30 protein-coding genes and 1 tRNA gene are annotated in these 26,626 nt (G+C 55.9%); 12 read left to right on the forward strand and 19 right to left on the reverse strand.

What is annotated here, in order from left to right:
- Nucleotides 1-2: 2 nt before the first annotated feature.
- The 7 genes from H598_RS0111400 to H598_RS0111435 form a co-directional block, all read right to left on the reverse strand.
- Entirely contained in the window at nt 3-743 is a 741-nt protein-coding gene (locus tag H598_RS0111400; RefSeq protein ID WP_028113133.1) for a flagellar basal body rod protein FlgF, read from the reverse strand.
- A 165-nt stretch (nt 744-908) separates the two neighbouring features.
- Nucleotides 909-2,309, reverse strand: coding sequence for a flagellar hook protein FlgE (gene flgE, locus H598_RS0111410; protein WP_028113134.1), 1,401 nt, complete (start codon nt 2,307-2,309; stop codon nt 909-911).
- Nucleotides 2,310-2,324: 15 nt separating this feature from the next.
- Nucleotides 2,325-3,008: a flagellar hook assembly protein FlgD gene (locus H598_RS24110; RefSeq protein ID WP_035415830.1), complete on the reverse strand. Its 684-nt coding sequence runs from the start codon at nt 3,006-3,008 to the stop codon at nt 2,325-2,327.
- 10 nt (nt 3,009-3,018) lie between these two features.
- Nucleotides 3,019-3,435 (reverse strand): flagellar basal body rod protein FlgC, encoded by a 417-nt coding sequence (gene flgC / locus H598_RS0111420; RefSeq protein ID WP_028113135.1) that lies wholly within the window; start codon nt 3,433-3,435, stop codon nt 3,019-3,021.
- Between the two features lie 2 nt (nt 3,436-3,437).
- Nucleotides 3,438-3,839 carry a flagellar basal body rod protein FlgB gene (gene flgB / locus H598_RS0111425; protein WP_028113136.1) on the reverse strand — a complete coding sequence of 134 codons (402 nt, stop codon included), beginning with the start codon at nt 3,837-3,839 and terminating at the stop codon, nt 3,438-3,440.
- Nucleotides 3,840-3,919: 80 nt separating this feature from the next.
- The gene (locus H598_RS0111430; protein WP_028113137.1) at nt 3,920-4,747 is read right to left on the reverse strand and encodes a CheR family methyltransferase; all 828 of its coding nucleotides are present in this window, start codon (nt 4,745-4,747) and stop codon (nt 3,920-3,922) included.
- A 4-nt stretch (nt 4,748-4,751) separates the two neighbouring features.
- Nucleotides 4,752-5,675, reverse strand: a complete 924-nt coding sequence (locus H598_RS0111435; RefSeq protein WP_028113138.1) for a chemotaxis protein CheV — start codon at nt 5,673-5,675, stop codon at nt 4,752-4,754.
- A gap of 208 nt (nt 5,676-5,883) precedes the next feature.
- On the opposite strand from H598_RS0111435, the gene flgA reads away from it, so the two are divergent.
- The 3 genes from flgA to flgN all read left to right on the forward strand — a co-directional run bounded on the left by flgA (nt 5,884) and on the right by flgN (nt 7,331).
- On the forward strand, nt 5,884-6,513 hold the full coding sequence (gene flgA, locus H598_RS24115; protein ID WP_051252677.1) for a flagellar basal body P-ring formation chaperone FlgA: 630 nt from the start codon (nt 5,884-5,886) through the stop codon (nt 6,511-6,513).
- Between the two features lie 82 nt (nt 6,514-6,595).
- Nucleotides 6,596-6,907 (forward strand): flagellar biosynthesis anti-sigma factor FlgM, encoded by a 312-nt coding sequence (gene flgM / locus H598_RS0111445; RefSeq protein WP_028113139.1) that lies wholly within the window; start codon nt 6,596-6,598, stop codon nt 6,905-6,907.
- Nucleotides 6,900-7,331: a flagellar export chaperone FlgN gene (gene flgN, locus H598_RS24120; protein WP_051252678.1), complete on the forward strand. Its 432-nt coding sequence runs from the start codon at nt 6,900-6,902 to the stop codon at nt 7,329-7,331. The genes flgM and flgN overlap by 8 nt, the downstream gene beginning before the upstream one ends.
- Before the next feature lie 39 nt (nt 7,332-7,370).
- Here the strand turns inward: flgN and H598_RS0111455 are convergent, their stop codons facing one another.
- On the reverse strand, nt 7,371-8,504 hold the full coding sequence (locus H598_RS0111455) for a flagellar assembly protein T N-terminal domain-containing protein (RefSeq protein WP_028113140.1): 1,134 nt from the start codon (nt 8,502-8,504) through the stop codon (nt 7,371-7,373).
- Between the two features lie 138 nt (nt 8,505-8,642).
- On the opposite strand from H598_RS0111455, the gene H598_RS0111460 reads away from it, so the two are divergent.
- Entirely contained in the window at nt 8,643-9,263 is a 621-nt protein-coding gene (locus H598_RS0111460) for a FlgO family outer membrane protein (RefSeq protein WP_051252679.1), read from the forward strand.
- Nucleotides 9,260-9,700 carry an LPP20 family lipoprotein gene (locus H598_RS0111465; protein ID WP_028113142.1) on the forward strand — a complete coding sequence of 147 codons (441 nt, stop codon included), beginning with the start codon at nt 9,260-9,262 and terminating at the stop codon, nt 9,698-9,700. Before H598_RS0111460 ends, H598_RS0111465 begins: the two co-directional genes overlap by 4 nt.
- Before the next feature lie 91 nt (nt 9,701-9,791).
- Here H598_RS0111465 and yfbV read toward each other — a convergent pair whose 3' ends face one another.
- On the reverse strand, nt 9,792-10,232 hold the full coding sequence (gene yfbV / locus H598_RS0111470) for a terminus macrodomain insulation protein YfbV (protein ID WP_028113143.1): 441 nt from the start codon (nt 10,230-10,232) through the stop codon (nt 9,792-9,794).
- 272 nt (nt 10,233-10,504) lie between these two features.
- On the opposite strand from yfbV, the gene H598_RS0111475 reads away from it, so the two are divergent.
- From H598_RS0111475 to H598_RS0111485, 3 genes are all read left to right on the forward strand, one after another.
- Entirely contained in the window at nt 10,505-11,698 is a 1,194-nt protein-coding gene (locus H598_RS0111475) for an acetate kinase (RefSeq protein WP_028113144.1), read from the forward strand.
- Nucleotides 11,699-11,750: 52 nt separating this feature from the next.
- Nucleotides 11,751-13,886: a phosphate acetyltransferase gene (gene pta / locus H598_RS0111480; RefSeq protein WP_028113145.1), complete on the forward strand. Its 2,136-nt coding sequence runs from the start codon at nt 11,751-11,753 to the stop codon at nt 13,884-13,886.
- Between the two features lie 315 nt (nt 13,887-14,201).
- Entirely contained in the window at nt 14,202-14,792 is a 591-nt protein-coding gene (locus H598_RS0111485; RefSeq protein WP_028113146.1) for a NapC/NirT family cytochrome c, read from the forward strand.
- Between the two features lie 261 nt (nt 14,793-15,053).
- Here H598_RS0111485 and H598_RS0111490 read toward each other — a convergent pair whose 3' ends face one another.
- Genes H598_RS0111490 through H598_RS0111505 form a run of 4 tightly spaced genes read right to left on the reverse strand, consistent with a single transcriptional unit; the run spans nt 15,054 to nt 17,268 of the window.
- Complete coding sequence (locus tag H598_RS0111490) at nt 15,054-15,452, reverse strand: CBS domain-containing protein (RefSeq protein WP_028113147.1); 399 nt, start codon at nt 15,450-15,452, stop codon at nt 15,054-15,056.
- Entirely contained in the window at nt 15,449-15,799 is a 351-nt protein-coding gene (locus tag H598_RS0111495) for a P-II family nitrogen regulator (RefSeq protein ID WP_028113148.1), read from the reverse strand. The genes H598_RS0111490 and H598_RS0111495 overlap by 4 nt, the downstream gene beginning before the upstream one ends.
- 3 nt (nt 15,800-15,802) lie before the next feature.
- Complete coding sequence (locus H598_RS0111500) at nt 15,803-16,561, reverse strand: DUF1538 domain-containing protein (protein ID WP_028113149.1); 759 nt, start codon at nt 16,559-16,561, stop codon at nt 15,803-15,805.
- On the reverse strand, nt 16,549-17,268 hold the full coding sequence (locus H598_RS0111505; RefSeq protein ID WP_035415832.1) for a DUF1538 domain-containing protein: 720 nt from the start codon (nt 17,266-17,268) through the stop codon (nt 16,549-16,551). Before H598_RS0111505 ends, H598_RS0111500 begins: the two co-directional genes overlap by 13 nt.
- A 346-nt stretch (nt 17,269-17,614) precedes the next feature.
- Here H598_RS0111505 and H598_RS0111510 point away from each other — a divergent pair, with 346 nt between their 5' ends.
- Nucleotides 17,615-18,049, forward strand: a complete 435-nt coding sequence (locus H598_RS0111510) for a hypothetical protein (protein ID WP_156897013.1) — start codon at nt 17,615-17,617, stop codon at nt 18,047-18,049.
- Between the two features lie 353 nt (nt 18,050-18,402).
- Here H598_RS0111510 and H598_RS0111520 read toward each other — a convergent pair whose 3' ends face one another.
- Nucleotides 18,403-19,311 (reverse strand): class I SAM-dependent methyltransferase, encoded by a 909-nt coding sequence (locus H598_RS0111520; protein WP_051252680.1) that lies wholly within the window; start codon nt 19,309-19,311, stop codon nt 18,403-18,405.
- The gene (locus H598_RS24125; protein ID WP_051252681.1) at nt 19,308-20,396 is read right to left on the reverse strand and encodes an AI-2E family transporter; all 1,089 of its coding nucleotides are present in this window, start codon (nt 20,394-20,396) and stop codon (nt 19,308-19,310) included. Before H598_RS24125 ends, H598_RS0111520 begins: the two co-directional genes overlap by 4 nt.
- 98 nt (nt 20,397-20,494) lie before the next feature.
- On the opposite strand from H598_RS24125, the gene H598_RS25990 reads away from it, so the two are divergent.
- Nucleotides 20,495-20,992: a 2-amino-4-hydroxy-6-hydroxymethyldihydropteridine diphosphokinase gene (locus H598_RS25990; RefSeq protein WP_028113153.1), complete on the forward strand. Its 498-nt coding sequence runs from the start codon at nt 20,495-20,497 to the stop codon at nt 20,990-20,992.
- Here the strand turns inward: H598_RS25990 and H598_RS0111535 are convergent.
- Nucleotides 20,912-21,616, reverse strand: coding sequence for an SDR family oxidoreductase (locus H598_RS0111535; protein WP_028113154.1), 705 nt, complete (start codon nt 21,614-21,616; stop codon nt 20,912-20,914). The two genes, H598_RS25990 and H598_RS0111535, sit on opposite strands and share 81 nt — an antisense overlap.
- Nucleotides 21,617-21,716: 100 nt before the next feature.
- Between H598_RS0111535 and H598_RS0111540 the strand changes: the two genes are divergently transcribed.
- The gene (locus H598_RS0111540) at nt 21,717-22,643 is read left to right on the forward strand and encodes a TIGR01777 family oxidoreductase (RefSeq protein ID WP_028113155.1); all 927 of its coding nucleotides are present in this window, start codon (nt 21,717-21,719) and stop codon (nt 22,641-22,643) included.
- Here the strand turns inward: H598_RS0111540 and H598_RS0111545 are convergent.
- Nucleotides 22,640-25,126 carry an ABC transporter permease gene (locus H598_RS0111545; protein WP_028113156.1) on the reverse strand — a complete coding sequence of 829 codons (2,487 nt, stop codon included), beginning with the start codon at nt 25,124-25,126 and terminating at the stop codon, nt 22,640-22,642. The genes H598_RS0111540 and H598_RS0111545 overlap by 4 nt on opposite strands.
- A complete protein-coding gene (locus tag H598_RS24130) occupies nt 25,123-25,809 on the reverse strand; it encodes an ABC transporter ATP-binding protein (protein ID WP_035415834.1) in 687 nt (228 codons plus the stop codon). The genes H598_RS0111545 and H598_RS24130 overlap by 4 nt, the downstream gene beginning before the upstream one ends.
- A gap of 4 nt (nt 25,810-25,813) precedes the next feature.
- Between H598_RS24130 and H598_RS0111555 the strand changes: the two genes are divergently transcribed.
- Nucleotides 25,814-26,416 (forward strand): arylesterase, encoded by a 603-nt coding sequence (locus H598_RS0111555; protein WP_051252684.1) that lies wholly within the window; start codon nt 25,814-25,816, stop codon nt 26,414-26,416.
- Between the two features lie 127 nt (nt 26,417-26,543).
- Here H598_RS0111555 and H598_RS0111560 read toward each other — a convergent pair.
- Nucleotides 26,544-26,619 (reverse strand) — tRNA-Glu (locus H598_RS0111560).
- Between the last annotated feature and the right edge of the window lie 7 nt (nt 26,620-26,626).

Genomic DNA, 26,626 nt, shown 5'->3' on the forward strand with positions numbered 1-26,626 from the left:
GGTTACACCCGCAAGAGTTTTGCGGCTGACCTGTCATTCTCTTCTGCTGTTTTCATCATCTTCAGTTGCATATCAAACTGGCGCTGCATCTCAATCATGCCCACCAGTTCGTGCACTGGACTTACGTTGCTGCCCTCTACGGCACCACTGAGCAGTTCCACCTCGACATCGGTCTGATAGGCAGCCCCTTCCAGGTTACGGAACAGGCCGTCTTCGCCCTTGGTAAGTGAAGTCAGAGGCGGATTCACCAACTGCAGCTGGGCCACCTCTTCCATGGCATTGGCCGGCGCCCCCTGGGGACGGACGGTAATGATGCCGTTGGAGGCAATCTCAACCTTCTCGATGGGCAGCGGCAACAGGATGGGGCCATTTTCCCCCATGATGGGTTGCCCCTGAGAGTTCATCAGCAAGCCACTCTCATCAATCTGCAACGAGCCGTTGCGATTGAGCGCCTCTTTGCCTTCGGCATCTTCCACCACGAACCAGCCTTCATTCTTGATGGCAACGTCAAGATCGCGATTGGTGGTTTGAATGGAGCCGGCATCGAAATTGGTGGCCGGGCGCTCGGTCATGGCAAACACTCGAGTCGGTAAGCCTTCACCGTATGCCTGCATGCTGCGGGCCTGATGCAAGTCTGCCTTGAACGCATCGGTGCGGGCATTGGCCAGGTTGTTGGCGTGCACCCCGAGGGCATTCATGTTCTGGCTGGCACCGGTTGCGGCGATGTAGAGCATGTTATCCAAAAGTGACTCCAATGAGGACGCTTGCTGTGGTTAGCCTGGATAAATGCAATTGCTATGCCAAAACGAAAGGGGCGGTTTTATGGCGGTTCAGGGGCGGTTCAGAAAAATCGACGGCCGGGAGGGGAAAAGGGTTGCCGCCCCGATGGCCGGGGCGGCAATCTGAGATTAGCGGATTTGCAGGATGTTCTGTTGCAGCTGGTTGGCAATGTCCAGCGCTCGGGAGTTGGCCTGGAAGTTACGCTGAGCACTGATCAGATCCACCAGCTCGGTGGTCAGATCGGTGTTGGACTGCTCCAGCGCCGCGGAGTTAACGCTGCCGAAGGTGCCGGTGTTGGGCTCACCAATCAGCGCCTCACCGGAAGCCTGACTCTGTTTCCAGGAGGTGTTGCCCTGCTGAGACAACCCCTGCTCATTGGCAAATCGGGCCAGGGCCACCTTACCCAGCGCCACCTCGGTGCCGTTGGAATAGGTGGCAGCAATAAGACCGTCAGAGGCAACTTCGACGTTGGTCAGGCGGCCCACGGTGGCGCCATCCTGCTTCAGCTGAGTCACTTCAAAGGATGAGGCGTACTGAGTCGGGTTATCAAAGCGCAGTTCTACCCGCTGAGTGCCATCGGCACCGGGGCCGATAACGCCGGCACCGGTATTGCCCAGGGCCACACTCTGAATCATGGTGGGGTTCGAGCCGATGTAGTTACCGGTATCGTCAAAGCTCAGCACGGCACCGGTGTGGCCGGAGCCGTTAACCGCCGCCACATTCTGCCTATCGGTACCACCGGGAGGCAGGGTGATCACGCCGTCGCCGTCGACGTCCTGATCCCAGGTGCCGTTGGTGGTGGCACCACCGGCGTCACCAATATTGACCGGCTTGTCGTCCATGGTCATGAAGGTGATCCACTGGTTGTTGTTGTTCAGCGCCCCGCCCGGTGGTTTAACGAAGTACTGGGTCATGATGTGCGGCTCACCCAGGGAGTCGTACACCGTCACCGAGGTGGCGTTGTTGTAGGTGGTGGGATCCGCGGCATCGAAGTTAGCCGGATCATGGGTCACATCCCCCGCTGGCAGGTTCATGGACATGTTGACCATGGAGGTTTGCGTCGGCTGACCGGCGGTCTGCGGGATCTGCACCGGGGTGGTGGTGGAGATGCTCACCGACTGCACCGAACCGTCATCGTTTACCGGCAACGCCATCAGGTAGTTGCCCTGAGAGTCCACCATGAAGTTCTGGTCATTGAGCTTAAAAGCACCGGCGCGGGTGAAGCTGTAATCCTGAGAACCAAACTCCGAGGTGGTGACAAACATGCCGTTGCCGTTGATGGCCAGATCCAGGGCGTTGTTGGTGAACTGCAACGAGCCCTGGTGGAACTGCTGTGCCACTTCGGAGGTGGCCACACCACTGCCCACATTGGTCTTGCTGTTGGTGAACAGCGAGTTCGAGTAGACGTCGGCAAACTCCGCCCGGGATTCCTTGAAGCCAATGGTGTTGACGTTGGCAATGTTGTTAGAAGTGGTATCCAGATCCTTCTGGGCGGCGTTCAGGCCGCTGAGTGAGATATTAAAAGACATGCTTTTTCCTCTTGATTACCCTTCTGCGACTGCCAATACATCAGCAAGCTTGATGCCGCCAACACCGCGCAGATTAAGGACTGTATCGAAATTTGCTCCGCCCAGCGTGACACTGCTGACGTGGGCGTAGGTAAATACGGGCAGGGTCTCGGTCTTGCCACCGACCAGGGCCTCTGCGGTAAAGCTGTAGTTGCCCGCTGGCAACTTTTTGCCATCGGCATTGTTGCCGTCCCAGTTGAAGTCGACGTTGCCGCCGCTGCCGGCGGGCACCTCCAGGGTGCGAACAATCTGCCCGGCCGAATCCTTAACCTTGACGGTCATGGTGCCGGCGCCGGCAGGGGCGGCAATGACACCGGCAACCGGGTTAACGCCGTCGCTGCTGCCAGTATCCGAGGGGATCAACACCTTCTGCCCCACCAGGCTGCTGGCTTCCAGCGCCTGGGAAGAGGTCATGGAGGCGTTCATGTTCTTGATCTCTTCGTTGAGGGTGCCAATGCCATCGACGGTGGCAAACGACGACATCTGAGAGATCATCTGATCGTTGTCCACCGGCTTAAAGGGGTCCTGCATCGACAACTGCTGTGACAGCAGGGAGAAAAAATCTTCCTGGGTCAGCGCCTGGTTGTTATTGCTCTCCGGCAGAGAGGATTTGTCCTCCCACTTCAGGGAGTTGAGGTAGTTATTGTCGATCGTGCTCATCGTTTACCTCCTACCGTCCCAGTTTCAGGGTTTGTTTGGCCAGGGTCTTGGCGGCGTCGGCCACTTCGACATTGGCCTGGTAACTGCGGGACGCCGAAATCATGTTGGCCATCTCCTCCACCACATTGACGTTGGGCTTGTAGATGTAGCCGTCTTCGTCTGCCAGAGGGTGGTTGGGAGAGAACTCACGCACCAGAGGCTTATCGCTTTCGACGATGCCCTCAATCTTGACGCCGGCAGCCGCCTGCTGCTGGGCACTGAATTCATCCAGTTGGGCGGCAAACACCGGTTGCCGGGCCCGGTAAGTGTCACCGGCACTGCTGCTGACACTGTTGGCGTTGGCGATGTTACTGGCGGTGGTGTTCAGTCGCACATTCTGTGCCGACATTCCCGAACCTGCTACATCAAATATGTTGAATAAGCTCATGGTTATTCGCCCCTGATGGCCTTACGCATTCCCTGGAACTTGCCGCCGAGAAACTCCAGCGTCATCTGTTGCTCCAGATTGTTCTGCATGAAATTGTTGCGTTCCACATTGAGATCCACGGTATTGCCGTCACCGGTATCGGGCTGCAACGGCACCCGATAAGCCAGACCGGCGGTCGGCTCCAGGCCAAGATCAAAATGCTTATCGTGAGTCTTGCTCATGGACAAGCCACCGCTCTGGCCACTTTTGGCCTGATTCAGTGCCTGCTCGAAGTCGACATCCTGAGCCTTGTAGTTAGGGGTATCGGCGTTGGCGATATTGTTTGCCAGCACTTCGGCCCGCTTGGAACGAACGCCAAGTGTGTGCTGGTGAATGCCCAGGGCTTTGTCAAACGATATGGCCATTGTTGCCTCCTAAAAACAGTCTTGCCCTAGAAAAGCAAAAGGCGTGCCAATGGCACGCCTTTTAAGGAGGTGAAAGTAGGTTATCGCTTTCTATGTATGATTCCCGCTGGGAATCTGAGCATTTCAAACTGATCGGTTAAGCCGGCCAGAGACTCGGACGCCCCCAGAACCAGATAGCCCCCCGGGTTCAAAGCGGCAGCAAATTGCCGCAGGATCTTGCCCTTGTCCTCCGCCGAGAAATAGATCAGCACATTGCGGCAGAAGATGATGTCGAACTTACCCAGCAGCGCGTAGCTGTCGAGCAGGTTGAGCTGGCGGAAGTTCACCATTCGGCGAACCTCATCCTTCACTTTCATGCCTTTGGCCGACGGCTGAAAGAACTGTTTGCGCCGCTCCGGGGACAAGCCTCGGGTCAGTGCCAGTTCATCGTACTCGGCGGCCTTGGCCTGATCGAGAATCTGAGTGGACAGATCGGTGGCGACGATGTCGATGCCGGACATCAGCATGCCGGGACGCTTCTGGCGGGTCTCCTGGGCGATCATCGCCATGGAGTACGGCTCCTGCCCCGAGGAGCACGCCGACGACCAGATGCGAATCGGCCGGCCCAGCTTGGCCAGTTCCGGCAGCAACTGCTCAGACAGCAACTGATAGGGGTAGTTATCACGAAACCAGAAGGTCTCGTTGGTGGTCATCGCTTCGATCACGGCCATGCGCAGCTTGCTTTGTTCCGGGCGCATGGATTGCTTGACCAGTTCAGACAGGTTGGCCACCTGAAAGGACTTCATCAGCGGACTTAGGCGGCTACGTACCAGATACTGCTTGTTATCACCCAATACAATGCCGCACTGCTTCTGCAGGAAGGCGGCAAAGGTCTGGTATTCAGTAGGAGCTAAGGTTTTCGTCGGCACCGATTCAGGCCTCTTTCAAATAACGGTCAATGGCGCCAGCCAGCTCGTCGGGGTTAAATTTGGCAATAAAGTCATCTGCGCCGACTTTTTTCACCATGGCTTGGTTGAACACCCCACTGAGGGAGGTGTGCAGAATCACTTTCAGGGAGGTCAACTTGGGGTTATCCCGAATCGACGCGGTCAGAGTATAACCATCCATCTCCGGCATTTCGATGTCGGAGATGATACCACCAAAGACCTCGTCGATGTCCTCTTTGTCCTTCACCAGCTCTTCCAGCCGGCGCAGCGCTTCGAGGCCATCTTTCGCCAGCTCGATCTCCAGTCCCAGAGGCTCCAGGGCGCGCACAATCTGCTTACGGGCCACGGCGGAATCGTCCACCACCATGATACGGCGTTTGCGCTCGGTGATGGGACTCAGGTTGGCGGCCACATCGTCACTGATGTCGGTCTTGGCCGGCGTGATCTCATCGAGAATCTTCTCAACATCCAGAATCTCAACCAGTTCGTTGTTGAGTTCGGTGACCGCGGTCAGGTAGTTGCTCTTGCCGCTTCCCTGTGGCGGTGGCAGGACGCTGTCCCAGTTGAGGTTGACAATCCGCTCCACCCCGGCGACCAGGAACCCTTGAACCGAGCGGTTATACTCGCTGATGATAATGAAGCTGTTTTCGGTGTCCTGCACCGGACGACCACCGATGGCGGCAGACAGATCGATGACCGAAATGGTCTGACCTCGAATGTGAGCCACACCACGAATCAGGCTGTTGAGCCGTGGCAGCAGGGTCAGTTTAGGGCATTGCAATACTTCCCGGACCTTGAACACGTTGATCCCAAAGGTCTGCCGGCCATTTAGACGGAATAACAGGAGTTCAAGGCGGTTTTGACCAACCAGCTGGGTTCGCTGATTTACCGAATCTAAAATGCTAGCCATCGAAAGATGTCCTTATTAAAACTAAAACAAAGGCACAGTTATTGCTGTAAACCCAACTGACAAATTGTTGGCGCGAAAACTTTTGCTATGATGCGACTGCGTTGTATCAATTTCCCCAACCGTGTTCAAGTGTAGGTTATCTCTAATCCGGTCAAATTACATGAAGCTGTGTTTGTTTTTGCTCTCTTTGCTGTCCACATTTTCCGCAATGTGTGAGACCTCTCTCGCTCTGATTCAGGAGACGGCTGAGGGCTATGTACAGAACACCCTAGGCTCTGATCCACAAGCCAGAATTACCGTCGAAGCCAACGAATTGGATTCACGTCGCCACTTCGACAACTGTGAACAGCCATTGCTGGCCCAAGCCCCGAACAGCAAGGCCGGAGCCCGGTATGTGACGGTGAAAGTCAGCTGTCCCGGCCCCGCTCCCTGGCTGGTGTATGTTCCGGTTCAGGTGACCATTGAATACCCGGTGGTGATCGCCACCACCACTCTGGGGGCCAATACTGTGATCGACGACACCATGCTGGAGGTTCGCTATGTGAATTCCAACAGCATTCGAGGCAATCATTTTAGCCACCCTGATGAGTTGAATGGTGCACGGCTTAAACGTCGAACCGCCGCTGGTCAGGCCATTTCACAACAAAACATCTGCCTGGTGTGCAAAGGCGATCCGGTGGTGATTGTGGTGAACAACGACAACCTGTCCATTCGCACCAGTGGCGTTGCACTCAGTGGTGGCAGCCTGGGAGAATCGGTACGAGTGCAGAACAGCAACTCCCGACGAATGGTAGAAGCTTACGTCTCTGCCATTGGCCAAGTGGAAGTCAAAATGTAAAATAACACTAAAGCTTTCTGTGCAATGGCCGATAGGTCTTGTAGAACACCCGTTTTTACCCCTAACCGACGGAGCCAACACGATGGCTATCGACATTAACAAACTCAGCAGCGGCACCGCCAGCCTGCAGCCAGCAAAGCGCCAGGTGAGTGCGGATGCTCAGCCTAAGAGCACCGGTGCCAAGCCCTCTGCCAAAGGGGATGAGGTTATGCTGACCCAGGAAGCCCAGCAACTGCAGCGCGCTGAAAAAGTGATGCAGGAGACCCCGGAGGTCAACAGCGCCAAGGTTGAAGCGCTGAAACAGCAGATCGCCGAGGGCCGCTACCATGTGAACCCGGACAAACTGGCCAGCAATCTGTCCAAGTTTGAAAGTGAACTGACCGGCCGTGGTTAATCCAGAACTTCTGCAGTTGATCGATGCCCAGCAAGGGCGTCTGCAGCAACTGCAACAGCTGCTGCAACAAGAACACCAGGCTTTGGTGGAGCGAGACGCGGATGCCATCGAATCGCTACTGCGGGAGAAGCTGGCACAGCTGGACGCCATTAATGCGGCAGACACGGCTCTGGCCGGCCACCCGGATGTGGCGCAACTGGCCAATGATGCCGAGGCCCGTCAGGGCATTGAACAATGCCGGTCGGTGCTGACGCAATGCCAGATGTTCAATCAACAAAACAGCCAGCTGGCGGACCAGACCCTGGCCAGCCTCAGTCGGCTGCAGCAGATCCTCAATAGCACCAAAAGTGCCAACTCTCTGACCTATAACCAGTCAGGCACCACCAGCAGCGGCAACCGCCTGGGCAAGGCCATCAAGGCCTGAACACCCGGCGCTGTTTCGCCGCCCCCCTAGACATCACCGTTACCGACTCTGTCCCCTGGCCCGAACCAGATCCTGAGGCTGCCATGCGGTGTAACTGGCTCCGGGCTGCAACCGGCCAATGGCCTGCTCCCGCTGAACCTGCTCCACCAGCAAACGGTCTTCCTTGCCATTTTGCTGGGGCCACCAGCTTTGCTGATCCTGTTGTCGGCTCTGCAGGGTCAGTCGATCCCCGACCCGTACTCCATGACGGCTGCCCAGGTTAAAGGTGACCCGCTCGCCGTTAACCGCCAGCACCCGGCCGTTTAACGGGCGGCAGCGCAGGGTGGCATCCAGATCCTGGGCCATCTGAGTCACGGTCTGACGAATCTGCTGACCGTATTCACTGTTCCAGAACTGACTGCTGGCGATGTTGACGGCATCGGTGCGCTCGTAGGGCCAGTCGCCCTGGGCCCGGTAGCGGTTTTGCCACACCAACTGGCCACTGAGACCGTCGTACACCGACAGATCGGCACCAAAATAGCGGTTGCGATCGTAGGAAAACCAGCCCAGAAGCGGCTTGTGGGGGTCCACCGTCACATCATCGATTCGCACTACCGCGATGTACTGGCTGTTGTCCTTGATGGTCAACTCCTGCGCCCAGGCCCCCTGATACTGTTGATTGAGCTGATTCGAATCAAAACTGATGTCCGGGCGCGAATGGGCAAACAGGGAACGTGCTTCCCCATTAAGGGTGTTGGCCAGTAAGCGACTGACCGCGGCATCAAACTCATACAGGCTGCCCGGAACCAATTGCTCCCGGTGCACCACCTGCGCCCGGGGCACGGTGATTGCCTGACGGAATCCGGCGCCGTCGCACTGACTGCCGATACTGCGAACGTCGGCCTGCAGCGTCACTTCCAGAACGTCGTCACGAACGTGTTCGGCAATCACCTGATACTGACCGACCTGGCTCAGCGGTTCGCTGCCCTGACTCAGCACCCCGTTATTGAGAGTTTCCACCACCATGGTGTCGCCACTGGCCTGGCTCAGGGCGTTGTTGATCGCCTGCTGACGGGCCTGTTCCATCCCCTGCCCCGCCACGGGAGCGGTTCCGGTTAATGTCGTCCATTGTCCCCAGGCTGGCATGCCCAGACAGCCGGCCAGGAGCAGAGCGGTGGTTCGCCGATTGATCATCTGTCGTGTTCCTCGATGCAGTTGGCGTAAATAATGCAATGCTCGTGCCGACAATGGCAATTAAAGCCCTGGAGTTTTGGGCCGATAAGCCATTAACAAACGATGCGCCTGACAGGCGCCCTAAATACGGAGACAGTGATGAAAGCGGCTATTGGTGTTCTGTTCCTGCTACTGACGGCCTGTGCTGCCCCACCGGAGCCCCCATTGCCGGACTACTCCGACAGCGGCAAAGGTTTGCCGCACAGCAGTGCCCTTATTCACCTGTCCGCACGCATTGCCGAAGATCTGGAGCGCAACCACGATCTGTTGAATAAACGACAGCTGATCGCCGTCACCACCCCGGTGTGGCTGAATAATATCAACGCCAGCGGCCGCTTGCCCCGGCAACTCGGTGAAGGGCTGTTGTCGGCCCTGCACCAGCGAGGCTTCAACCTGGTGGAGCTCAACAGCAGCAAACAGATTCGGGTCTCTGAGCAGGGCAACCTGATTCTCAGTCGCGATTATCAGCGCCTGGAGGCCAATCTGCCGGTCAATCAGGTGCTGGTTGCCACCCTGAGCCAGGACAGCGATGGGGTCATCATCAACACCCGGCTGGTGGACATTGCCAATAACCGGGTGGTATCGACCTCTCAGGCGTTTCTGTCCTGGCAGGAGTCCGCCGGCTATCTGGAGCCCAGCTACAGCGTAACGGAACAGCAGGGTCTGTTGATTCGCGATGAACAACCGGGTCGCACCCCGGTAAGAGAGGTTACCCCATGAGAAGCTGGATCCTTGTCGTCGCTCTGGTCATGGCCGGTTGCCAGAACAACGCCTACGTCGAGTACGAGACGGTGGCCCCAACCTCATTCCCAATCCTGACCGCCAAGGGCATTGCTCCGATCTCGTCGCAACAAGGAGACACGCCCGCTCTGCGCCAACAGCAGGCGATGCGAGCCGCCAAGTTGGATGCCTACCGGGAATTGGCGGAACAGATCTACGGAGTCAGGGTGTCGGGTACCAGCGCCATCGATCAGCAACTGCTGCAGGGGGACCGATTTGAGACTCAAATCGACGGCCTGGTGCGCGGCGCTGAAGTGGTTCGAATCTATCCGGTGGGGGACAATTACGTGGCGGAATTGAAGCTGGATTATGAGAAAGTCTGGCAACTGTTTCAGCAGGCGCCAAAACAGCGAATAAAAAGTGTGGTGTACTACTGACACCAAAATCGAACACTGTTCCCACAAAAACCCCACAAAAAAGGAGGCCACCGCCTCCTTTTTGTGATCTGGGTTCGAGTGCGCTCAGTTGTTAATCAAACCTCTGCCACTCTCCCCGCTCGATTTTTGTAAACACTCTGCGCAGTAACTTGGCCATATTCAGGTATCGGGCCGACGCGCCGAAAGGGGCGATTTGTTCACCGGCCGCCACCATTTTCGAGCGCAAATCGTCACACCATACCAGCAAAGGCTTAGGCAAGGGTTGTTGAGACCGCCAGCCTAACCAGAACAGTCCCTGCAGGGGTAAGCTCAATAAAAACAAGCCACTGGCTATTGCCTGGGGCAAGCTGGTGGCCCCCATGGATTGGTACTGAAGCCAGAAGCAAAACACCGCAATTGGAGGCATGACTCGAATCGCCAACTCGGTGGCACGGATGACCCGATGCTCCGGAAACAACGGCGCCAGCTGGGCGGCTTTCGGCCACTCCTTCATGTAGTCATTGCCACATCGCAATGTTTCAAAAAAGGTCATGCTTCACTCTCCTATGGACAACGCGAGACTGATCACAGATTTGTTAAGTGTAACACGTCCTGATTCTGCTTCTTGAGAAAAGTTCGGGTAAAATGGTCATACCTTTTTTACGAGGGTGGCTGCAATTCAGCCGAATAACCGCCGATTCCCGTGGCCGAGTTCACGTTCTTCAGCGGTCTATACTGTATTGGCTTACCCTCTTCAGTCGCTATCGACTTATACGCCCAGAGTGCGTAGTCGGTTGTTCGCATGTATATCACTTAGGTGTTTGAATAATGAGCAAACTTGTTCTGGTTCTTAACTGCGGTAGCTCCTCTCTGAAGTTCGCTGTAATCGATGCTACTTCAGGTGACGAGTATCTGTCCGGATTGGCCGAATGTTTCAATCTGGAAGACGCGCGTATCAAATGGAAGCTGGATGGCAACAAGGGCGAAGCCGCTCTGGGTGCCGGCGCAGCCCACACCGAGGCTCTGGACTACATCGTAAACACCATTCTGGCCAGCAAGCCAGAACTGGCTGAGCAACTGGTTGCCATCGGCCACCGTATCGTTCACGGCGGTGAGAAGTACACCAAGTCCATGCTGGCCACTGACGAAGTGATTGCCGGTATCGAAGAGTGTGCCGCCCTGGCGCCATTGCACAACCCTGCTCACCTGATCGGTATTCGTGCTGCTAAAGCCGCTTTCGCCGAGCTGCCTCAGGTTGTGGTATTCGATACCGCGTTCCACCAGACTATGCCTAAGACTGCTTACGCATACGCCATCCCACAGAACCTGTACCGCGACCACGGCATCCGTCGTTACGGCGCCCACGGCACCAGCCACCTGTTCGTTTCCCAAGAAGCCGCCAAGGCCCTGGGCAAAGAGGTGTCCGACACCAACGTCATCACCTGCCACCTGGGTAACGGCGGTTCCGTATCCGCCGTTCGCAATGGCGAGTGCGTTGACACCTCCATGGGTCTGACCCCGCTGGAAGGCATCGTAATGGGCACTCGCTCTGGTGATATCGACGCTAACGTCGTGTTCTACATGGTGAACAACCTGGGCTACTCTCTGGACGAAGTGCACAACATCCTGCACAAAGAATCCGGTCTGCTGGGCCTGTCTGAAAAGACCAACGATTGCCGTGGCATCGAAGAAGGCCATGCGGCCGGTGACGAAGGCTGCACCCTGGCTCTGGAAGTGTTCTGCTACCGCCTGGCCAAGTACGTGGCTTCCTACACCGTGCCTCTGAAGCGCGTTGACGCCATCATCTTTACCGGCGGCATCGGTGAAAACTCCATGCTGATTCGTGAGAAGGTACTGGAGCACCTGGCCATCTTCGGTTACGACGTCGACGCCGAGAAGAACGCCGCTGCCCGCTTCGGCAACGAAGGTGTTATCACCAAAGACGGCACTCCAGTTGCGATGGTTATCCCAACCAACGAAGAGTTCGTCATTGCCAGCGACGCTCTGGCTCTGATCTAAATGCTGTACACTGAGCCACGGAAGTGGCTCAGTTTCTTTTAAGAGGTATATTATGTCTCGCTCTATCATGTTGATCCCAGTGGGTACTGGTGTCGGCTTGACCTCCATCAGCCTGGGTATGGTTCGTGCACTCGAACGCCAGGGTGTTAAGGTTAACTTCTTCAAGCCTGTTGCCCAGCAACGTCCCGGCGATACCGGCCCGGAACGTTCCTCCACCATTCTGTCTACTTCCCCTACCATCAATCCACCAGAACCTTTTGCCATGGAACACGCGCAGCAGCGCATCAGCTCCGGCGATACCGATGTGCTTCTGGAAGAGATTGTGGCTCGAGTGAAGTCCGGTGATGAGGAAACTGAAGTGCTGATCGTGGAAGGCCTGGTTCCTACCCGCAGCCATCCGTTCGCCAACACCCTGAATGCCAAGACCGCCAAGACTCTGGATGCCGATATCGTGTTCGTTATCAATCCAGGTGCCGATGGTGCCAACCAGGTGCAGAAGCGCCTGGAGATCATCGTCGATGAGTTTGGTGGTAAGAAGAACAAACGCATTCTGGGCGCCATCATCAACAAGATCGGTGCGCCGGTCGATGAGCGAGGCCGTGCCCGTCCTGATCTGTCTGAAGTGTTTGAACACGATCAGGTCGTTCGCGGTGACCACGCCGACATCTTCCAGCTGTCTGCCAACTCTCCAGTGGGCATCCTGGGTGCGGTTCCTTACAACCTGGACCTGGTTTCGCCACGGGCCTCCGATCTGGCTAAGCACCTGGGTGCCCGCCTGATCAACGCCGGTGAAATGCACAGCCGTCGTCTGCGTCGCGTCAGCTTCTGTACCCGCGCCATCCCTAACATGGTTAACCACCTGCAAGCGGATACGCTGCTGGTTACCTCCGGTGACCGTTCCGACATCATCGTCTCTGCCTGTCTGGCTGCCATGAATGGCACCAAGATTGGCGCGTTGATGCTGACCGGTGGCTACGAGCTGGAGCAGCAAGTTCAAGATCTGTGCGCGCAAGCCTTTGATACCGGCCTGCCGGTGATGATGGTTGACACCAACACCTGGCAGACCGCACTGAACATCCAGAACTTCAACCACGAAGTGCCTGTGGATGATTCCGCCCGTATCGAACTGCTGCAGGATTACGTTGCCGGCCACATCGATCGCAAGTTCATCGAAAACGTTGCCAGCGACTCCAAGCGTGAAAACCGCCTGTCTCCGGCCGCCTTCCGCTACCAGCTGACCGAGTTTGCCCGCCGTGCCGGCAAGCGCGTTGTGCTGCCAGAGGGTGACGAGCCACGTACCGTGAAAGCCGCCGCCATCTGTGCCGAACGTGGCATTGCCAACTGCGTACTGATCGGTAACCCGGAAGAGATTCGTCGCGTTGCCGGTCAACAGGGTGTCACCCTGGGCGAAGGCATCGAGATCGTGGATCCGGATCTGGCCCGCGAGCGTTTCGTGGCACCGATGTGCGAGCTGCGTAAGAGCAAAGGCCTGACCGAAGTGGTTGCCCGCGAGCAACTGCAAGACAACGTGGTACTGGGTACCATGATGCTGGCTGAAGACAAGGTCGACGGCCTGGTGTCCGGTGCGGTTCACACCACAGCCAACACCATTCGTCCACCACTGCAGCTGATCAAGACCGCACCGAATGCGTCTCTGGTGTCGTCGATCTTCTTCATGCTGCTGCCTGATCAGGTTCTGGTTTACGGCGACTGCGCCATCAACCCGGATCCGAATGCCGAGCAGCTGGCCGAGATTGCGATTCAGTCCGCCGATTCCGCCAAAGCCTTTGGCATTGAGCCTCGCGTGGCCATGATCTCCTACTCCACCGGTAGCTCCGGCCAAGGTGCAGACGTAGAGAAAGTGCGTGAAGCCACTCGCATTGCTCAGGAGAAGCGCCCAGACCTGGTGATTGATGGCCCACTGCAGTACGACGCCGCCATCATGCCAAACGTTGCAGCCTCCAAGGCTCCGGACAGCCCGGTTGCCGGCCAGGCCACCGTGTTTGTGTTCCCGGACCTGAACACCGGTAACACCACCTACAAAGCGGTACAACGTTCCGCCGACCTGATCTCCATCGGTCCAATGCTGCAAGGCATGCGCAAGCCGGTGAACGACCTGTCCCGTGGTGCTCTGGTTGAAGACATCGTCTACACCATCGCCCTGACAGCGATTCAAGCTAACGCCTGATAGCCGACCGGTCTGAAATAAGCCGCCCTTTGGCAACGAAGGGCGGCTTTTTTTATTTTTGCGTGATCCCAGCCTGCTTCCATTTCGTTTTGAGTCATTGATGGTGTTTCAGACAAATACGTGATCACCTCTCACATTTGTCTCGAGCTTAGGTAAAGTTGTTCATTTATCAGGCCAATATCGATATATTGAGAATATCGCGTTATACATTTAGCAATACCGTTTTGGTCCAGATTTTTGAACCATCCTCAAAAAGTTGGCTAAAGTTTCTGAAGACCAAAGAATTACTCTACAAATATGAATTAAGGAATCGAGATGTCTGACAACAAACGCTCTGGATGGAGCCGGTTATGGCAACAACCTAAGTCAAAGTGGTTACTTGGCATTCCTGTAGGCGCTTTCCTGGCCCTGGTGATGGGCGGAATCGGTGTCTATGGCACTCAAGTTGTCCTGCACGCTACCAGCACCGACGACTTCTGCATGACCTGTCACTCCAACCACTCCCTGCGGGATGAGGTTATGGCGTCCAGCCACGGCAACAACAGTGTCGGCATCACTGTGACCTGTGCTCAGTGTCACCTGCCTCCAGGCGGCTTCGAGTACCTGGTGAAGAAGATCATCGTCTCCAAAGACATCATCGGCTACATGACCATCAAAGATTTCAACACTCAGAAGTGGCTGGATGACAACCGTAAAGAACAGGCCGATCTGGCGCGCGACTACCTGCGCTCCATCGATTCCCGAACCTGTACCAGCTGTCACTCCAACATCTACGAGAACCAGCCTGAGTCCATGAAGAAAGTCGCGAAGCGGATGCACGCCATGAACTTCAAGAAAGCGGAAGACAAGCGCAAAACCTGCATCGACTGCCACAAAGGCGTGGCTCACCCCTACCCGAAAGGCTAACGCCGACCCGGCATTCGCAAAGCAGACTCGCTGCGAATGCCTGGCGACCAGCCACAAAAAAGCCCGCCAGATTCTGGCGGGCTTTTTTTTTGACCAAAGTGAAAACCAAGATCAAATAATTTTTAAGATCAGCAACTTACGAAGTAGTCATCGATCTAATAACAGGCTTGTCCACAGGTTTTGTGGATAACCCACAACGATGCACCCAAAGGCGGCGGCTCAGATCAGACGATGCTGAAGGCCACCAGAGGGCGGGGGGTTCTATTGTTGCAGACTCTGCTGAAGAACCATCTCTGTATAGGAGATTAATCCAATTACCTGGTGGTTATCAATCACCGGGGCCTGATTTATGCCAAATTGTTCAAAAAGACGAGCGCAATAGCGAATGTCCATGTCCGGGTGAACCGGCAGCACTGGCTTGGACATGATCTCATAGAGGTTAACCCGATCGGCGGCTTTATCACGGGCCATGACCTTCTTGCCGATGTCCGACAGCAGCACCAACCCGTATTCATCGTGTTCATGGCGTTTATCGATGATCAGGGCCTCCGCATGCTGCTCACGCAGCACTGCCAGTCCTTCGGCAACGGTTTTTAAACCATCGAGCATGATCCACTTTTGGGCCATGACATCTTTCACTTTAATTAGCTGGGTATTCATAGTTCCTCTCCAACCCGCTCAGACAGGCTTTCAATCTGGTGAGCAACACCCACCACGTCTTCAATGTCCAGTTGCAACGCAATGCCGGTCCCCGGTGAGCTGTCGAACTCGCCAACCTTAGCGATACACTCCAGAATATTGCGGGCCAAATGCTCTTCAACCACAAACAGCAATACATCTCGCTGCACTTCCAAGTGCAACCCGAAAAAGGTTTTCTTAGGCTTCAGGCCTTCGCCTCGAGCATGGTTGATCAGGGTAACACCGGTCGCTCCCGCCGCTCGGGCCGCATCCACCAATTTGTCACTCTTGTCCTCTTCCGCAAAAGCGATAATGAGTTTAAAACGCATGATTTACCTCGTTTGAATTCGTTGCAGCAGCGCGATGATCTGGGCATACCCCATCACGCTGATAATAGGAAACAGGCTGGCAAAAGCAATGAGGCCAAATCCGTCAATCATCGGACTGCGTCCGGGGATGGTGCTGGCCAGGCCCAGTCCCAAAGCGGCCACCAGGGGCACGGTCACGGTTGAGGTGGTAACCCCGCCGGAGTCATAGGCCAATGGGATCACGCTCTTGGGCGCAAATGCCGTTTGCACCACGACCACCATGTAGCCGCCAAGAATGTACCAATGGATGGGATCGCCGACGACAATGCGGTAGCTGCCCAGAGCGATGCCCACCGCCACCCCCAGGGCCACCGACAGCCTTAATCCCATGGGACGGATGGTACCACCGGAAACCTGCTCAGCTTTAATGGCAACGGCCAGCAGCGACGGTTCGGCAATGGTGGTAGCAAAACCGATGGCGAAGGCGAAGGCGTACACCCAGTAGTAGTCCTGCCAATGACTCTGACCACTCACTCCGAGAAACTCCGGAGCCGTCAACTGGCTGGCCATCAACTCACCAAGGGGAAACAGCGCCCGCTCCAACCCGACCAGAAACAGTGCCAGACCCAGAATAACGGCAACAAAACCGGCCAGCACCTGCTTCAGGTGCGGCACCGGGCGACGTAATACCAGATACTGGAACCCGAACAACACCGCCACAATGGGGACCACGTCTCCCAGAGTATCGATAAGGGTCTCGAAAATGGCCGTTAACCAATCCATGCGCGCACCACCCCAAACATCAACACAAACTGCACCGGCAGCAGAGAAGCAAAGGCGATTAACCCAAAGCCATCGAGCATGGGGTTTCTGCCCTTAATGGAGCTTGCCAACCCCACCCCCAGGGCCGTTACCAAAGGTACGGTAATGGTGGAGGTCGTCACGCCACCGGAATCGTAGGCGATGCCGATGATCTCCTTGGGGGCAATCATGGTCAGCGCCATGACAATGACATAGCCACTGATGATCAACCGGTGCAAAGGCCAGCCTTTGAGAATACGGACAACCCCAAGCAGAATGGCGCAGCCCACCGACAAGGCCACCACCATCCTCAATTGAGTCGCATAGGATTCCTGAGCCTCGACGGTGTTCGCCAGCATGCCTCCCAGTGCCGCTACCTCGGCGGCCTCATCGGCAACGGCAATGAGTGCCGGCTCGGCCACCGTGGTTCCAAATCCCAGCAGGAAAGCAAACAACAACAATGGGATCAAAGCCCCCTTGCGGGCAAAGGCCTGGGCCAGGGTTTCACCAATGGGAAACAATCCCATCTCCAGCCCAAATACAAACAGAGTTAATCCAATGACCACCAGGCCCATACCCAGTATGATGGTCAGCACGTCCGGTAAGGGCTGCTGCAATACCGCCAGCTGAAACAACGCCACCACTAACACGATGGGCAACAAATCCCGGCAACTTCCCAATAACGCCATTAACGCCCGATACACATATGCTCCTGCAATTCCTATGCTTTTGAGATTGTTAGTACATTCTTACAACATTTCCCTTGAGGGGTAAGCCTGAATTTGCTGGGAAGTGAATAAAAGTTGATCGAGATCGCGGTTTTCCCGAGGGGTTGCTTAAAAACCCCCCACTTGAGCACTTTCACCACATGTACGGATGAACGATTGTTCAATGGGTTTGATTTACGGACGCTTTTATGCGGTGATAACCCATCTGGTCGTAACGACCCGGTTTGCATGGCGATTTCTAGAACCCACAGGGGGACGCTGTTATGATGTGGCGTTCGACTTTTTGGCTACACAGGGCTAAGCGTGTATGACAATCAGAACGTTATGGACGCTGTTGTTCATCACCGTATTGCAAGGCTGCAGCGACGCTCCCGGCCCGCAGCGGCTGCCCGAGCACGTTGCTTTGGATCTGTTCACGGCCATCTATGTGGATCAGGATACCAACAAAGCACTGCCGCTTATCGGTGGCGAACTGCTGCCACTGTTTCACCACTATCGCCTCGCCAGTCAGATTCAGCGCCAATTGTTTGGCTTGCGTCTGCAGCAGGCTGAGGTGGAACTGTCCAGCACCGATGCTGACTTCTTTCGACGCCGAAATCAGAATATGAAGGTCACCATCAAACTGAGTGGCCTCAAGGGTGACAGCGTCTGGCAGGATTTACGCCAGGTTCAGGTGGAGGTGATCGATAACCGCTGGAAGGTCACCAAGCTGATTAACGATCCCTGGCTAAGCAATGGCTAAGTTCGAATCAGCATAAAAAAACCAACGCCTTGGCGTTGGTTTTTTTATTCAGGTCGCAGCCGGGATTAATCCAGGTAAGCGTCCTCATCCAGATCGACAGGAAGCTCACCGGCTACTTCATCCTGAACCTGATAATACGCTTCTTCGTACTCTTGCATTTCCATAAACCCGCCTTACTGCTGAATACCAACGGCACCACAATTTCTGTGATGTGTGTAGCATAAGTGTATCACGCAGGCGGGCCTGGCTCGAACAAAACACCACTTCTGCGACATTGAAGGAATCTTTCAGCCAAAGGCTGCAAGTTCGGGGCTAATCACAGCAAACAAGGTTAAAAACGAAGTTTTATTTCATCAGTTTAAACGGTAGCGAAACACCTTCAGCCCTTTATCAGGATCGCTTTCAGGGAAACTGGCGGGGTTGGGCAACTGTTCGACAAAGCTCAGTTGAGGGGCAGACTCGGCGACCTGCTGCTGCAGGTGAGCACGACTCAGCTCCGGCGCATTCAAACACAGCAAGGCTTCTCCCTGCGCCGTTAACAATTCGGGCAGCCGCCTCAACACTTTGGGGTAATCCTTAGTGGCGATAAAACTGCCGTGCTGAAAGCTCGGCGGATCCACCACAACCAAGTCGAAAGGACCGAGTTTCTTGAGTTTGCCAAAGGTCTTAAACAGATCATGGGCCAGATAGCGCACTCCGGCTTCCAGGCCATTGCGGGCGTGGTTGCGCTTGCCTACTTTCAGGGCTCCGCCACTCATGTCGAGGTTCACCACCTCTTGGGCCCCCCCTTGACGGGCGGCAACAGAAAAGCCACAGGTGTAGGCAAACAGATTCAGTACTTTCTTGCCCTCGGCATGGGTCCGAACCCAGTGACGACCTGCGGCCATGTCCAGAAACAGGCCGTGGTTCTGGCCACGCATCAACTCAATGCGGTACTCGAGGCTGCCTTCGTGGACCCAATGCGGCTCGGGTACCTGCCCTTGCAGCAGCTGAGTCTGGGCCGGTGAACTGGCGCGGTTTTGCCACACCAGGTTCATCGGGGTGGCGTCCCCCTGCTGCTGCCACCACTGGGTGATTTGCTGTTGATACTGCGCCACCGTTTCCGCCGGCAACGCTCTGAAGGTGGTCAGCAACAGCACCGGTGGAAACCAGTCCACGGTTACGGCTTCCAGACCGGGATAACACTGCCCTCTTCCATGAAACAGCCGCTGAACCTGATCCAATTGAGGCTGATCAGGCAGGTGAGGCAAAAGTGAGGTCATGCGGTTTTACTCTTTATTGCAGAGGTTCTGACCGGAGGGCCGGTCAGAGTAACATTAATGGCCACGCTGCTGGTTTGAGGTTCACCTTCAAGCAGGGCCGCCAACCAGCGGCCTCCGTGAGACGATTCCAGGCCAATCTTGACGATCATCGTCAGGGGCACCGACAACAACATGCCGACCGACCCCAGCAGCCAGCCCCAGAAGATCAATGACAGGAAGACCACCAGGGTGGATAGCCCCAGGCCACGGCCCATCATTCTGGGCTCGATCACGTTGCCCATGAACATATTGACGCCAACGTACAGCCCCGCCACCGTGGCGGCGGCGCCAGGCCCCAGCTGAATCAACGCCAATCCCAGTGGTGGCACGGCGGCAATGATTGAGCCGATGTTAGGGATGTAATTGAACAGGAAAGCCACCACCCCCCACAGAATGAAGTAATCCACCCCCAGCAGATACAAACCAAAGCCGCAAATAAAACCGGTGCCGAGACTGATGAGGGTTTTGATGGCCAAGTAGCGATTGACCGACTCCAGGAAGCGGTCAATCTGCTGCATGCGCATTTGCGGGTCATCCAGGGCATAGTGCAGTTTTCTTGGCAGGCTTGATGCTTCAAACAACATGAACACTACGGTCAGAACGATCAACAGCAAGTTGGCCATCACCGCCCCCAACCCCGACAGCATATCGGTTGCCAGGCTCATCACCCGCCCGGGATCGAACTGTTCCTTGAGTACCTCTACGGAGACCGGCACATTGAACCGCGCCGCCAGGTCCACCAGCGTCTGAAACTGGCCGGTCAGCTGTTGCCGATAATGGGGCAATTGAGCGGTAAAATCGTTGATGGAGCTGCCCAGTAACGCCCCCAGCCAGGTGCCCAACAATACCACCAGCAACATCACCATGAAGATGGCCAGCGCCTTGGGCAACCGGAAGCGGGTCATCAGGCGAACCAACGGGCTGCAGACGATAGCGATGAAGATGGCCAGCAAAAACGGCACGACAATGGTGCTGGAGAGTTTGATGCCGGCCAGCACCACCACCAGGGAAGCGCACACCAGCAAACTACGTTGAAATGAACTCATAGACACTATCTAATAGGGTACAGAGATCACAGTATATCCTGTTATCTGAAATAGATAAGCCTCTTAATGAGGCAAAACCGCATCCACAGGGAGAGACGATGCCAGAACAGCGCTATTACTGCAGTTTCGGAGCGAACCTCGAGCCCGAGGCCAATGCCGTACTGGCTCTGCAGGCCCTGAGCCGACGGTTTTCACCGATCGTCTTAAGCAGCATCATCAAGACGGCTCCCGCCGCCATGGAAAGCAAACATCCGTTTTTGAACTTCGCCTTCTGGTTTGACAGCACAATGAATGCGGATGAAGTGAAATCCCTGTTCAACCAACTGGAGACTGAACAGGGGCGAGACCGCAGCGATCCCGAATGCAGCATCAAAGACCGGCCTCTGGATCTGGATATTCTGTCGGTGAACCAGGCACCAAGCCCAGCGCAGCACCCAGAATATCTGACCCCTTTACTGCATCAACTGGCTGGTAACGCCGACGTTCCGGCCGGCATCTGCCTGGCACAGCACGGATTAGAGCTTGGCCACCGAGCGGCCACCATCCACCGGGATCCGGGCTCCGGTCATATACGGGTTGTTGACCAGCATCCATAACGCCTGCCATATGGGCTCCAACCCCCCTTCGACCTGAAGCAGAGTTCGGGCAAGAATCTGCTGTCGGTAGGCCTGAGAATGCTCCTCCAGAAACAGAATCGGCCCGGGCTCAATGCTGTTGACTCTGACTGCCGGCGCCAAAGATCGCGCCCAGGACTGGGTCAGGCTGTCCAATCCCGCCTTAGTGGCGCAGTAGAGGCTGTACTCCTCGTTCGGATGATGGATGTAGATGTCGGTCAGGTTGACGATCTGCCCCTTGGCCACCTTCAACCGTTCATTCAAATGCATCATCAACAAATACGGTGCCTGCAGGTGTATTTGATGGCACTGGGTCAGTTGGGCTAAACCGGCTGAGGCCGTGTCGGCATCGGCCTGGTACACCGAAGCGTTGTTGATGAGCAGATCGACCCTGTCGGTCAGCGCCAGAATTTGCTGACACCAACGTTCGAGCGCGGCAGAATCTCGAAAATCGACCTGAGTCAGGTGCAAGGAAGATTCGGCCGGCGTACTGATATGGCTGGTGTGGTACTGGCCAAAGACTCGATATCCTCGCTCAAGCAGTTGTTCTGTCAGGTAACGGCCTAAACGTCGTCCGACCCCAGTCACCACGGCTACTGGCTGCATCTCTTTGAACTCCCTTTAGAAATCATGCGTATACTTATACTACAACTGGGTCACCTCTGGCGTGGCTATTTGTGACCTGATGGTGTGGCAGGAGGGGAAGATGAAGATAGTGATCAGTGGTGGCAGCGGCTTTGTTGGCCTGCAATTGCTTAAACAGTTGCAGCCCAATCATCAACTGGTGGTCATCAGCCGCAACCCGGAAGCGGCCAAACACACGCTGAGCCAGCAGGGGGTCGACGCCGAATGCATCGACATTGATGGTCTGGTCTGGCAAAAGGACGTTGATGCGGTCATCAATCTGGCCGGAGAACCGATTGCCGACAAACGTTGGAGCAGCGCCCAAAAACACCGTATCTGCGATAGCCGTTGGCGCCTCACCCAAACGCTGAGCGACTGGATTCTGGCTCAGCCAACGCCGCCTTCGGTATTCATCAGCGCATCTGCCATCGGAATCTATGGCAATGACAACCAGGCTGTGGATGAGAATACTCCCCTGACGGTCAACGACGCCGATTTTGCTCAAAAGGTGTGTCACACCTGGGAAACCCTGGCCCTGCAGGCCCAGGGGCATACTCGGGTCTGTCTGCTGCGAATCGGGCTGGTCCTGGGGGAAGGAGGGGCACTGAAAAAGATGTTGCCGGCGTTTCGAGCCGGACTGGGAGGCCCCATTGGCTCGGGCGAACAGATGATGTCCTGGATACACATTGACGACCTGGTTGCTGCCATCGGTTTTCTGCTGATCAACCCAGAGTCCAGAGGTGTGTACAATGGCACTGGGCCACTTCCGGTCAGTAACCGCTTATTTACTCGGACTTTAGGCAAGGTTTTACACCGCCCCGCGGTGGTGCCGGTTCCGGCACCTGCTTTAAAGCTGGGACTGGGAGAGATGTCCCAGTTATTACTGGAAGGGCAGCGGGTGCTTCCAACCCGGCTGCAGCAGGATGGGTTTGAATTTCACTACCCGGGGCTGGAGGGGGCACTGACGCAACTGCTCCAGCCCCCCCTTCGGCCGCGAGTCGACGATTAGCCCTTTAGCAGCGCCGCACACTGGTTGGCGAGCAAGCGCCGGCAGGCGATCATTCCCAAAGCCCCAATCAGCAGTGCTCCCAAAGCGGGAATGATCACCCACCACAGGGTGTGGCCATTGACGACCAGATTGAACACCTGGCTCTTGAGCAGAGCCAGGGTCAACTCGGTCACCACCACGGCCAGCACCCCGGATACCGCCCCCATCAGCAAGAACTCCCAGGCCACGGCCCTTTTGAGCAAGCTGCCACGAGCACCGAGGGTCCGCATGATCGCCAACTCCTGCTTGCGCGAGGACATGCCCGCTTCTGTCTGGGCGATCAATACCATGGCACTGGCAACAATGACTACCAGCAATACCAGGGTCAATGCCAGAGAGACTTGATCGATGACATCACGCAATTGCTCGATAATGGCACCAACATCGATCACCGACACGGTCGGAAAGTGCTGTATCAGCTCCGAAACCAGAGTCGGATCCCCCTCAGGATGTTTGAAACTGGCGATGTAGGTTGCAGGGAAACGACTTAGATCTTCAGGAGGAAAGATCATAAAGAAGTTGGGCTGCATGGTTTCCCAATTGACCTTGCGCAAACTGGTTACCCGAGCATCGACCTGCTGGCCATCGATGGTGAAAACCAAGGTGTCTCCCAGTTTAACCCCTAGTCTCTCGGCAACCTGGGACTCCACCGAGACCTCGGCTGCGGCATCGGCTCGAAACCACTCCCCTTGTTCGATGGGGTTATTCGGTGGCAACTGGGTTCGGAAAGTCAGGTTCAGCTCTCGGCCGATCCCCTGGGGACCACGAGGGTTTTCTGACTGTTGTTCCCCTTGAGGCTGGTCTTCCTTGGTGACCGGCCGTTGAACTTGCTCGCCATTGATGGCTGAGAGGCGGCCTCGAATCACTGGATAGAAGTCGGTGGCGTCCACATTGCGGCTGGCAAGAAACTCGCCCATTGGCGTCAGGTTATCCGGACTGATGTTGATCAGAAAGTGATCCGGCGTGCCCTGGGGTAACTGTTTCTGCCAATCGGCCAGCAGATCCTGCCTTAGAGCCAGAATGGTCAGCAGTAACACCAGAGAAACTGAAAAGCCGACCAGCTGAACGGCATTTTCCCTGGCTCGGCGCCGCAACCCGGCCACCGCCAGTTGCAATGGCGTGCCGGTACGCATGCCCAATTGCCGGCCCCAATGCAGCAGCAACCAGGCAACCGCCAACAGCAGCACGGCCAGCACGGCGCCACCGAGCAGCAGCACCCCTGTCATCACCGCATTGTCACTGTACAGGTAAGCCAGCAGAGCGAGGGCCACGACCGACACCACCGCATTCAGCCAGCCCTGCCAACGAACCGGCCCGAGATCCTTTCTAAGCACCCGCAGCGGCGGGATCGCCAAAAGCCGAAGCAAGGGATAGAGGGTAAAGCCAAACCCGGCAATAACGCCCGTGGCCGCCCCCAACATCAGCGCTCTGCTCATCGATGGCGTGGCCTGGACCAGTTCGGAGGGCAACAGTTGCACCATGAAGGTCGCCGCCGTCACGCCCATTGCCAATCCGAGGCCAATGCCCATCAGAGTCACCAGGGCCAAATGCATGACAAAGATGCTGCGGACTTGATTGTGACGGGCCCCCAGAGTCTTAAGCATGGCAACTGCATCGTAGTGCCTTTGGCAATAGCGCTGAGTCGCTACTGAGATGGCGGCACAGGCCAGGGCAATTCCCAGTAACGCGGTTAACAGCAGGAACTGCTCGGCGCGAGCAATGGCCCGGGAAACCGGAGACTCATCACTGCGGACGTCTACCAATCGCTGACTGGAGGTCATGCGGGATTTTAACCAGCCGGCGTAGGCCTGAATGCTGTCGGCCTGACCGACGAACTGATAGCGCCAACTGAGGCGACTGCCTGGCTGCACCACCCCGGTTGCAGCCACATCGTCTAAGTTCATCAGAACCACGGGGGCAGACGCAAACAGGTTAAATCCACCATCGGGTAACCGCGAAATGGCCCGATCGAGCGTAAAGCGGCTGACGCCGATCTCGCCCTGCTTGGTGTCTGTGAGCCAACCCGCTAAGCGACTGTCTAACCACAGGCTGCCGGAAGCCGGCAGTGCGGTGGGCGCCTCAGTTACCAACTCGACCTGTCCGCGTAACGGATAATTTTCCGATACCGCCTTTACCGTTACCAGTTGAAATCGGTCACCGGCAAACAGCATCGACTGAAATTCCAGGGTGGTCGCCACTTCCAGTCCCTGCTGACGAGCTTGAGCCAACCATTGAGGATCGACTTTCTGGGGGCTGGTTAATACCCGGTCTGCGGCGAGGAAGGTGCTGGCCTGTTTTACAATGGAGGCCTGAAGCTGGCTGGAGATCAGGGCTAAGGCGGTCACCGCTCCAACGGCGAGAATCAGGGCGGCGGCGATCAACCGCAGTTGTCCATGCATCAACTCGCGGCGAAATAGACGCCAGGCCAACGGAAACATACTCATAGTGCCTCCAACTGACCACCGTTCATTTGGGCTCTTCTCTGGCAGCGCTGCGCCAGTTGCAGATCGTGAGTCACCAGCACCAAGGTCGAATGGTGCTCTTGGTTCAGTTCAAACAGCAGATCCTCGATGCGGCTGCTGTTGGCCTGATCCAGATTGCCGGTGGGTTCGTCGGCAAACAAGATGTCTGGCTGGCTGACGAAAGCTCTGGCAATGGCAACCCGCTGCTGTTCGCCCCCTGACAATTGATTAGGAAAATGATCGAGGCGATGAGACAGTCCAACACGCTGTAGCATGGTTTCCGCCACGCTTCGAGCGTCGTTGGCTCCGGTTAACTCAATAGGCAGCATGACATTTTCCAATGCTGTCAGACTCTCAACGAGCATAAACGACTGGAATATAAACCCTACTTTCCGACCTCTCAGTTCGGCCCGCTGCTCTTCATCCATCTGATGCAAAGGTTCACCAGCCAGCCACACCTCTCCTTCGGTGGCATTATCTAATCCGGCCAAGAGTGCCAGCAGGGTCGATTTCCCCGCTCCAGAGGGCCCAATGACGGCAATGGACTCTCCTGACTTGACTTCCAGGCTCACCCCTTTGAGGATCTGTAGTTCACCATCTAAGGTGGGCACTCGCTGCTCCAGGTTGGATACCTGGATAGCATAGGTTTTGTTTGATTCAGGCATGGCTATGACTTTTCGTTCCTTATTTATTGTATTTATACTGCTTTTTCCATCCGCTGGTCGCGCTAACAGTGTAACCATTCTTATCTTAGGTGACAGCCTGAGTGCAAGTTATGGCATGGATGAACTGGATGGTTGGGTACACAAGATGAATACGGAGCAGGATGATTTTCGGCTCATTAATGCCTCGGTAAGCGGCGAAACCAGTGGTGGTGCCCTCAGGCGTCTACCGGGATTACTGAACGAATATCAACCGGATTGGGTGTTCATTGAGTTGGGGGGGAATGATGGACTGCGAGGTTTTCCGACTCCAATGCTAAAAGAGAATCTGGGGAAAATTATCGATGCCTCAATCTTGGCGGGCAGCGCAGTGATGCTTTCTGAAGTTATGGTCCCGCCCAACTACGGGCCTCGCTATGCGTCGATGTTTAGTCGCGTTTATCGGGATCTCAGCAGCGAATATGATGTGCCACTCATACCGTTTTTTATGACCGAGATCGCCCCTAAGCCCGAATTGATGCAACGAGACGGTATTCACCCAAACCAAGCGGCGCAAGATGGCATTGTGGATTTTCTGAGGCCCTATTTTGAAACCCATACTTTGCCATAGCGAAAAAACGGCAAAAAAAAACCACCCGATGGGTGGTTTTTTTCTCTCTCATCGAGAGAGCTTGCTACGGCCACGATTCAGATTATTCACTCTTGGCCAGAGCAATAAGGCTGTAACAACAAATAAGTGGCGTCCCCTAGGGGATTTGAACCCCTGTTACCGCCGTGAAAGGGCGGTGTCCTAGGCCTCTAGACGAAGGGGACCCTGGAC

Source organism: Ferrimonas kyonanensis DSM 18153, assembly GCF_000425405.1.
Taxonomy (GTDB): domain Bacteria; phylum Pseudomonadota; class Gammaproteobacteria; order Enterobacterales; family Shewanellaceae; genus Ferrimonas; species Ferrimonas kyonanensis.

Bases quoted from the DNA above. Each gene is read 5' to 3' on its own strand.
- H598_RS24125 (WP_051252681.1), bottom strand. From the start codon at position 20,396: ATGAGTTCATTTCAACGTAGTTTGCTGGTGTGCGCTTCCCTGGTGGTG.
- H598_RS0111545 (WP_028113156.1), bottom strand. From the start codon at position 25,126: ATGAGTATGTTTCCGTTGGCCTGGCGTCTATTTCGCCGCGAGTTGATG.
- H598_RS0111555 (WP_051252684.1), top strand. From the start codon at position 25,814: ATGACTTTTCGTTCCTTATTTATTGTATTTATACTGCTTTTTCCATCC.
- H598_RS0111500 (WP_028113149.1), bottom strand. From the start codon at position 16,561: ATGGATTGGTTAACGGCCATTTTCGAGACCCTTATCGATACTCTGGGA.
- flgA (WP_051252677.1), top strand. From the start codon at position 5,884: ATGTGTGAGACCTCTCTCGCTCTGATTCAGGAGACGGCTGAGGGCTAT.
- H598_RS0111520 (WP_051252680.1), bottom strand. From the start codon at position 19,311: ATGACCTCACTTTTGCCTCACCTGCCTGATCAGCCTCAATTGGATCAG.
- H598_RS0111460 (WP_051252679.1), top strand. From the start codon at position 8,643: ATGAAAGCGGCTATTGGTGTTCTGTTCCTGCTACTGACGGCCTGTGCT.
- H598_RS0111435 (WP_028113138.1), bottom strand. From the start codon at position 5,675: ATGGCTAGCATTTTAGATTCGGTAAATCAGCGAACCCAGCTGGTTGGT.
- flgB (WP_028113136.1), bottom strand. From the start codon at position 3,839: ATGGCCATATCGTTTGACAAAGCCCTGGGCATTCACCAGCACACACTT.
- H598_RS24110 (WP_035415830.1), bottom strand. From the start codon at position 3,008: ATGAGCACGATCGACAATAACTACCTCAACTCCCTGAAGTGGGAGGAC.
- H598_RS0111455 (WP_028113140.1), bottom strand. From the start codon at position 8,504: ATGATCAATCGGCGAACCACCGCTCTGCTCCTGGCCGGCTGTCTGGGC.
- H598_RS0111495 (WP_028113148.1), bottom strand. From the start codon at position 15,799: ATGCGTTTTAAACTCATTATCGCTTTTGCGGAAGAGGACAAGAGTGAC.
- flgE (WP_028113134.1), bottom strand. From the start codon at position 2,309: ATGTCTTTTAATATCTCACTCAGCGGCCTGAACGCCGCCCAGAAGGAT.
- H598_RS25990 (WP_028113153.1), top strand. From the start codon at position 20,495: ATGCCAGAACAGCGCTATTACTGCAGTTTCGGAGCGAACCTCGAGCCC.
- flgC (WP_028113135.1), bottom strand. From the start codon at position 3,435: ATGAGCTTATTCAACATATTTGATGTAGCAGGTTCGGGAATGTCGGCA.
- H598_RS0111505 (WP_035415832.1), bottom strand. From the start codon at position 17,268: ATGGCGTTATTGGGAAGTTGCCGGGATTTGTTGCCCATCGTGTTAGTG.
- flgM (WP_028113139.1), top strand. From the start codon at position 6,596: ATGGCTATCGACATTAACAAACTCAGCAGCGGCACCGCCAGCCTGCAG.
- H598_RS0111540 (WP_028113155.1), top strand. From the start codon at position 21,717: ATGAAGATAGTGATCAGTGGTGGCAGCGGCTTTGTTGGCCTGCAATTG.
- H598_RS0111510 (WP_156897013.1), top strand. From the start codon at position 17,615: ATGACAATCAGAACGTTATGGACGCTGTTGTTCATCACCGTATTGCAA.
- H598_RS0111535 (WP_028113154.1), bottom strand. From the start codon at position 21,616: ATGCAGCCAGTAGCCGTGGTGACTGGGGTCGGACGACGTTTAGGCCGT.
- pta (WP_028113145.1), top strand. From the start codon at position 11,751: ATGTCTCGCTCTATCATGTTGATCCCAGTGGGTACTGGTGTCGGCTTG.
- H598_RS24130 (WP_035415834.1), bottom strand. From the start codon at position 25,809: ATGCCTGAATCAAACAAAACCTATGCTATCCAGGTATCCAACCTGGAG.
- H598_RS0111490 (WP_028113147.1), bottom strand. From the start codon at position 15,452: ATGAATACCCAGCTAATTAAAGTGAAAGATGTCATGGCCCAAAAGTGG.
- H598_RS0111465 (WP_028113142.1), top strand. From the start codon at position 9,260: ATGAGAAGCTGGATCCTTGTCGTCGCTCTGGTCATGGCCGGTTGCCAG.
- H598_RS0111485 (WP_028113146.1), top strand. From the start codon at position 14,202: ATGTCTGACAACAAACGCTCTGGATGGAGCCGGTTATGGCAACAACCT.
- yfbV (WP_028113143.1), bottom strand. From the start codon at position 10,232: ATGACCTTTTTTGAAACATTGCGATGTGGCAATGACTACATGAAGGAG.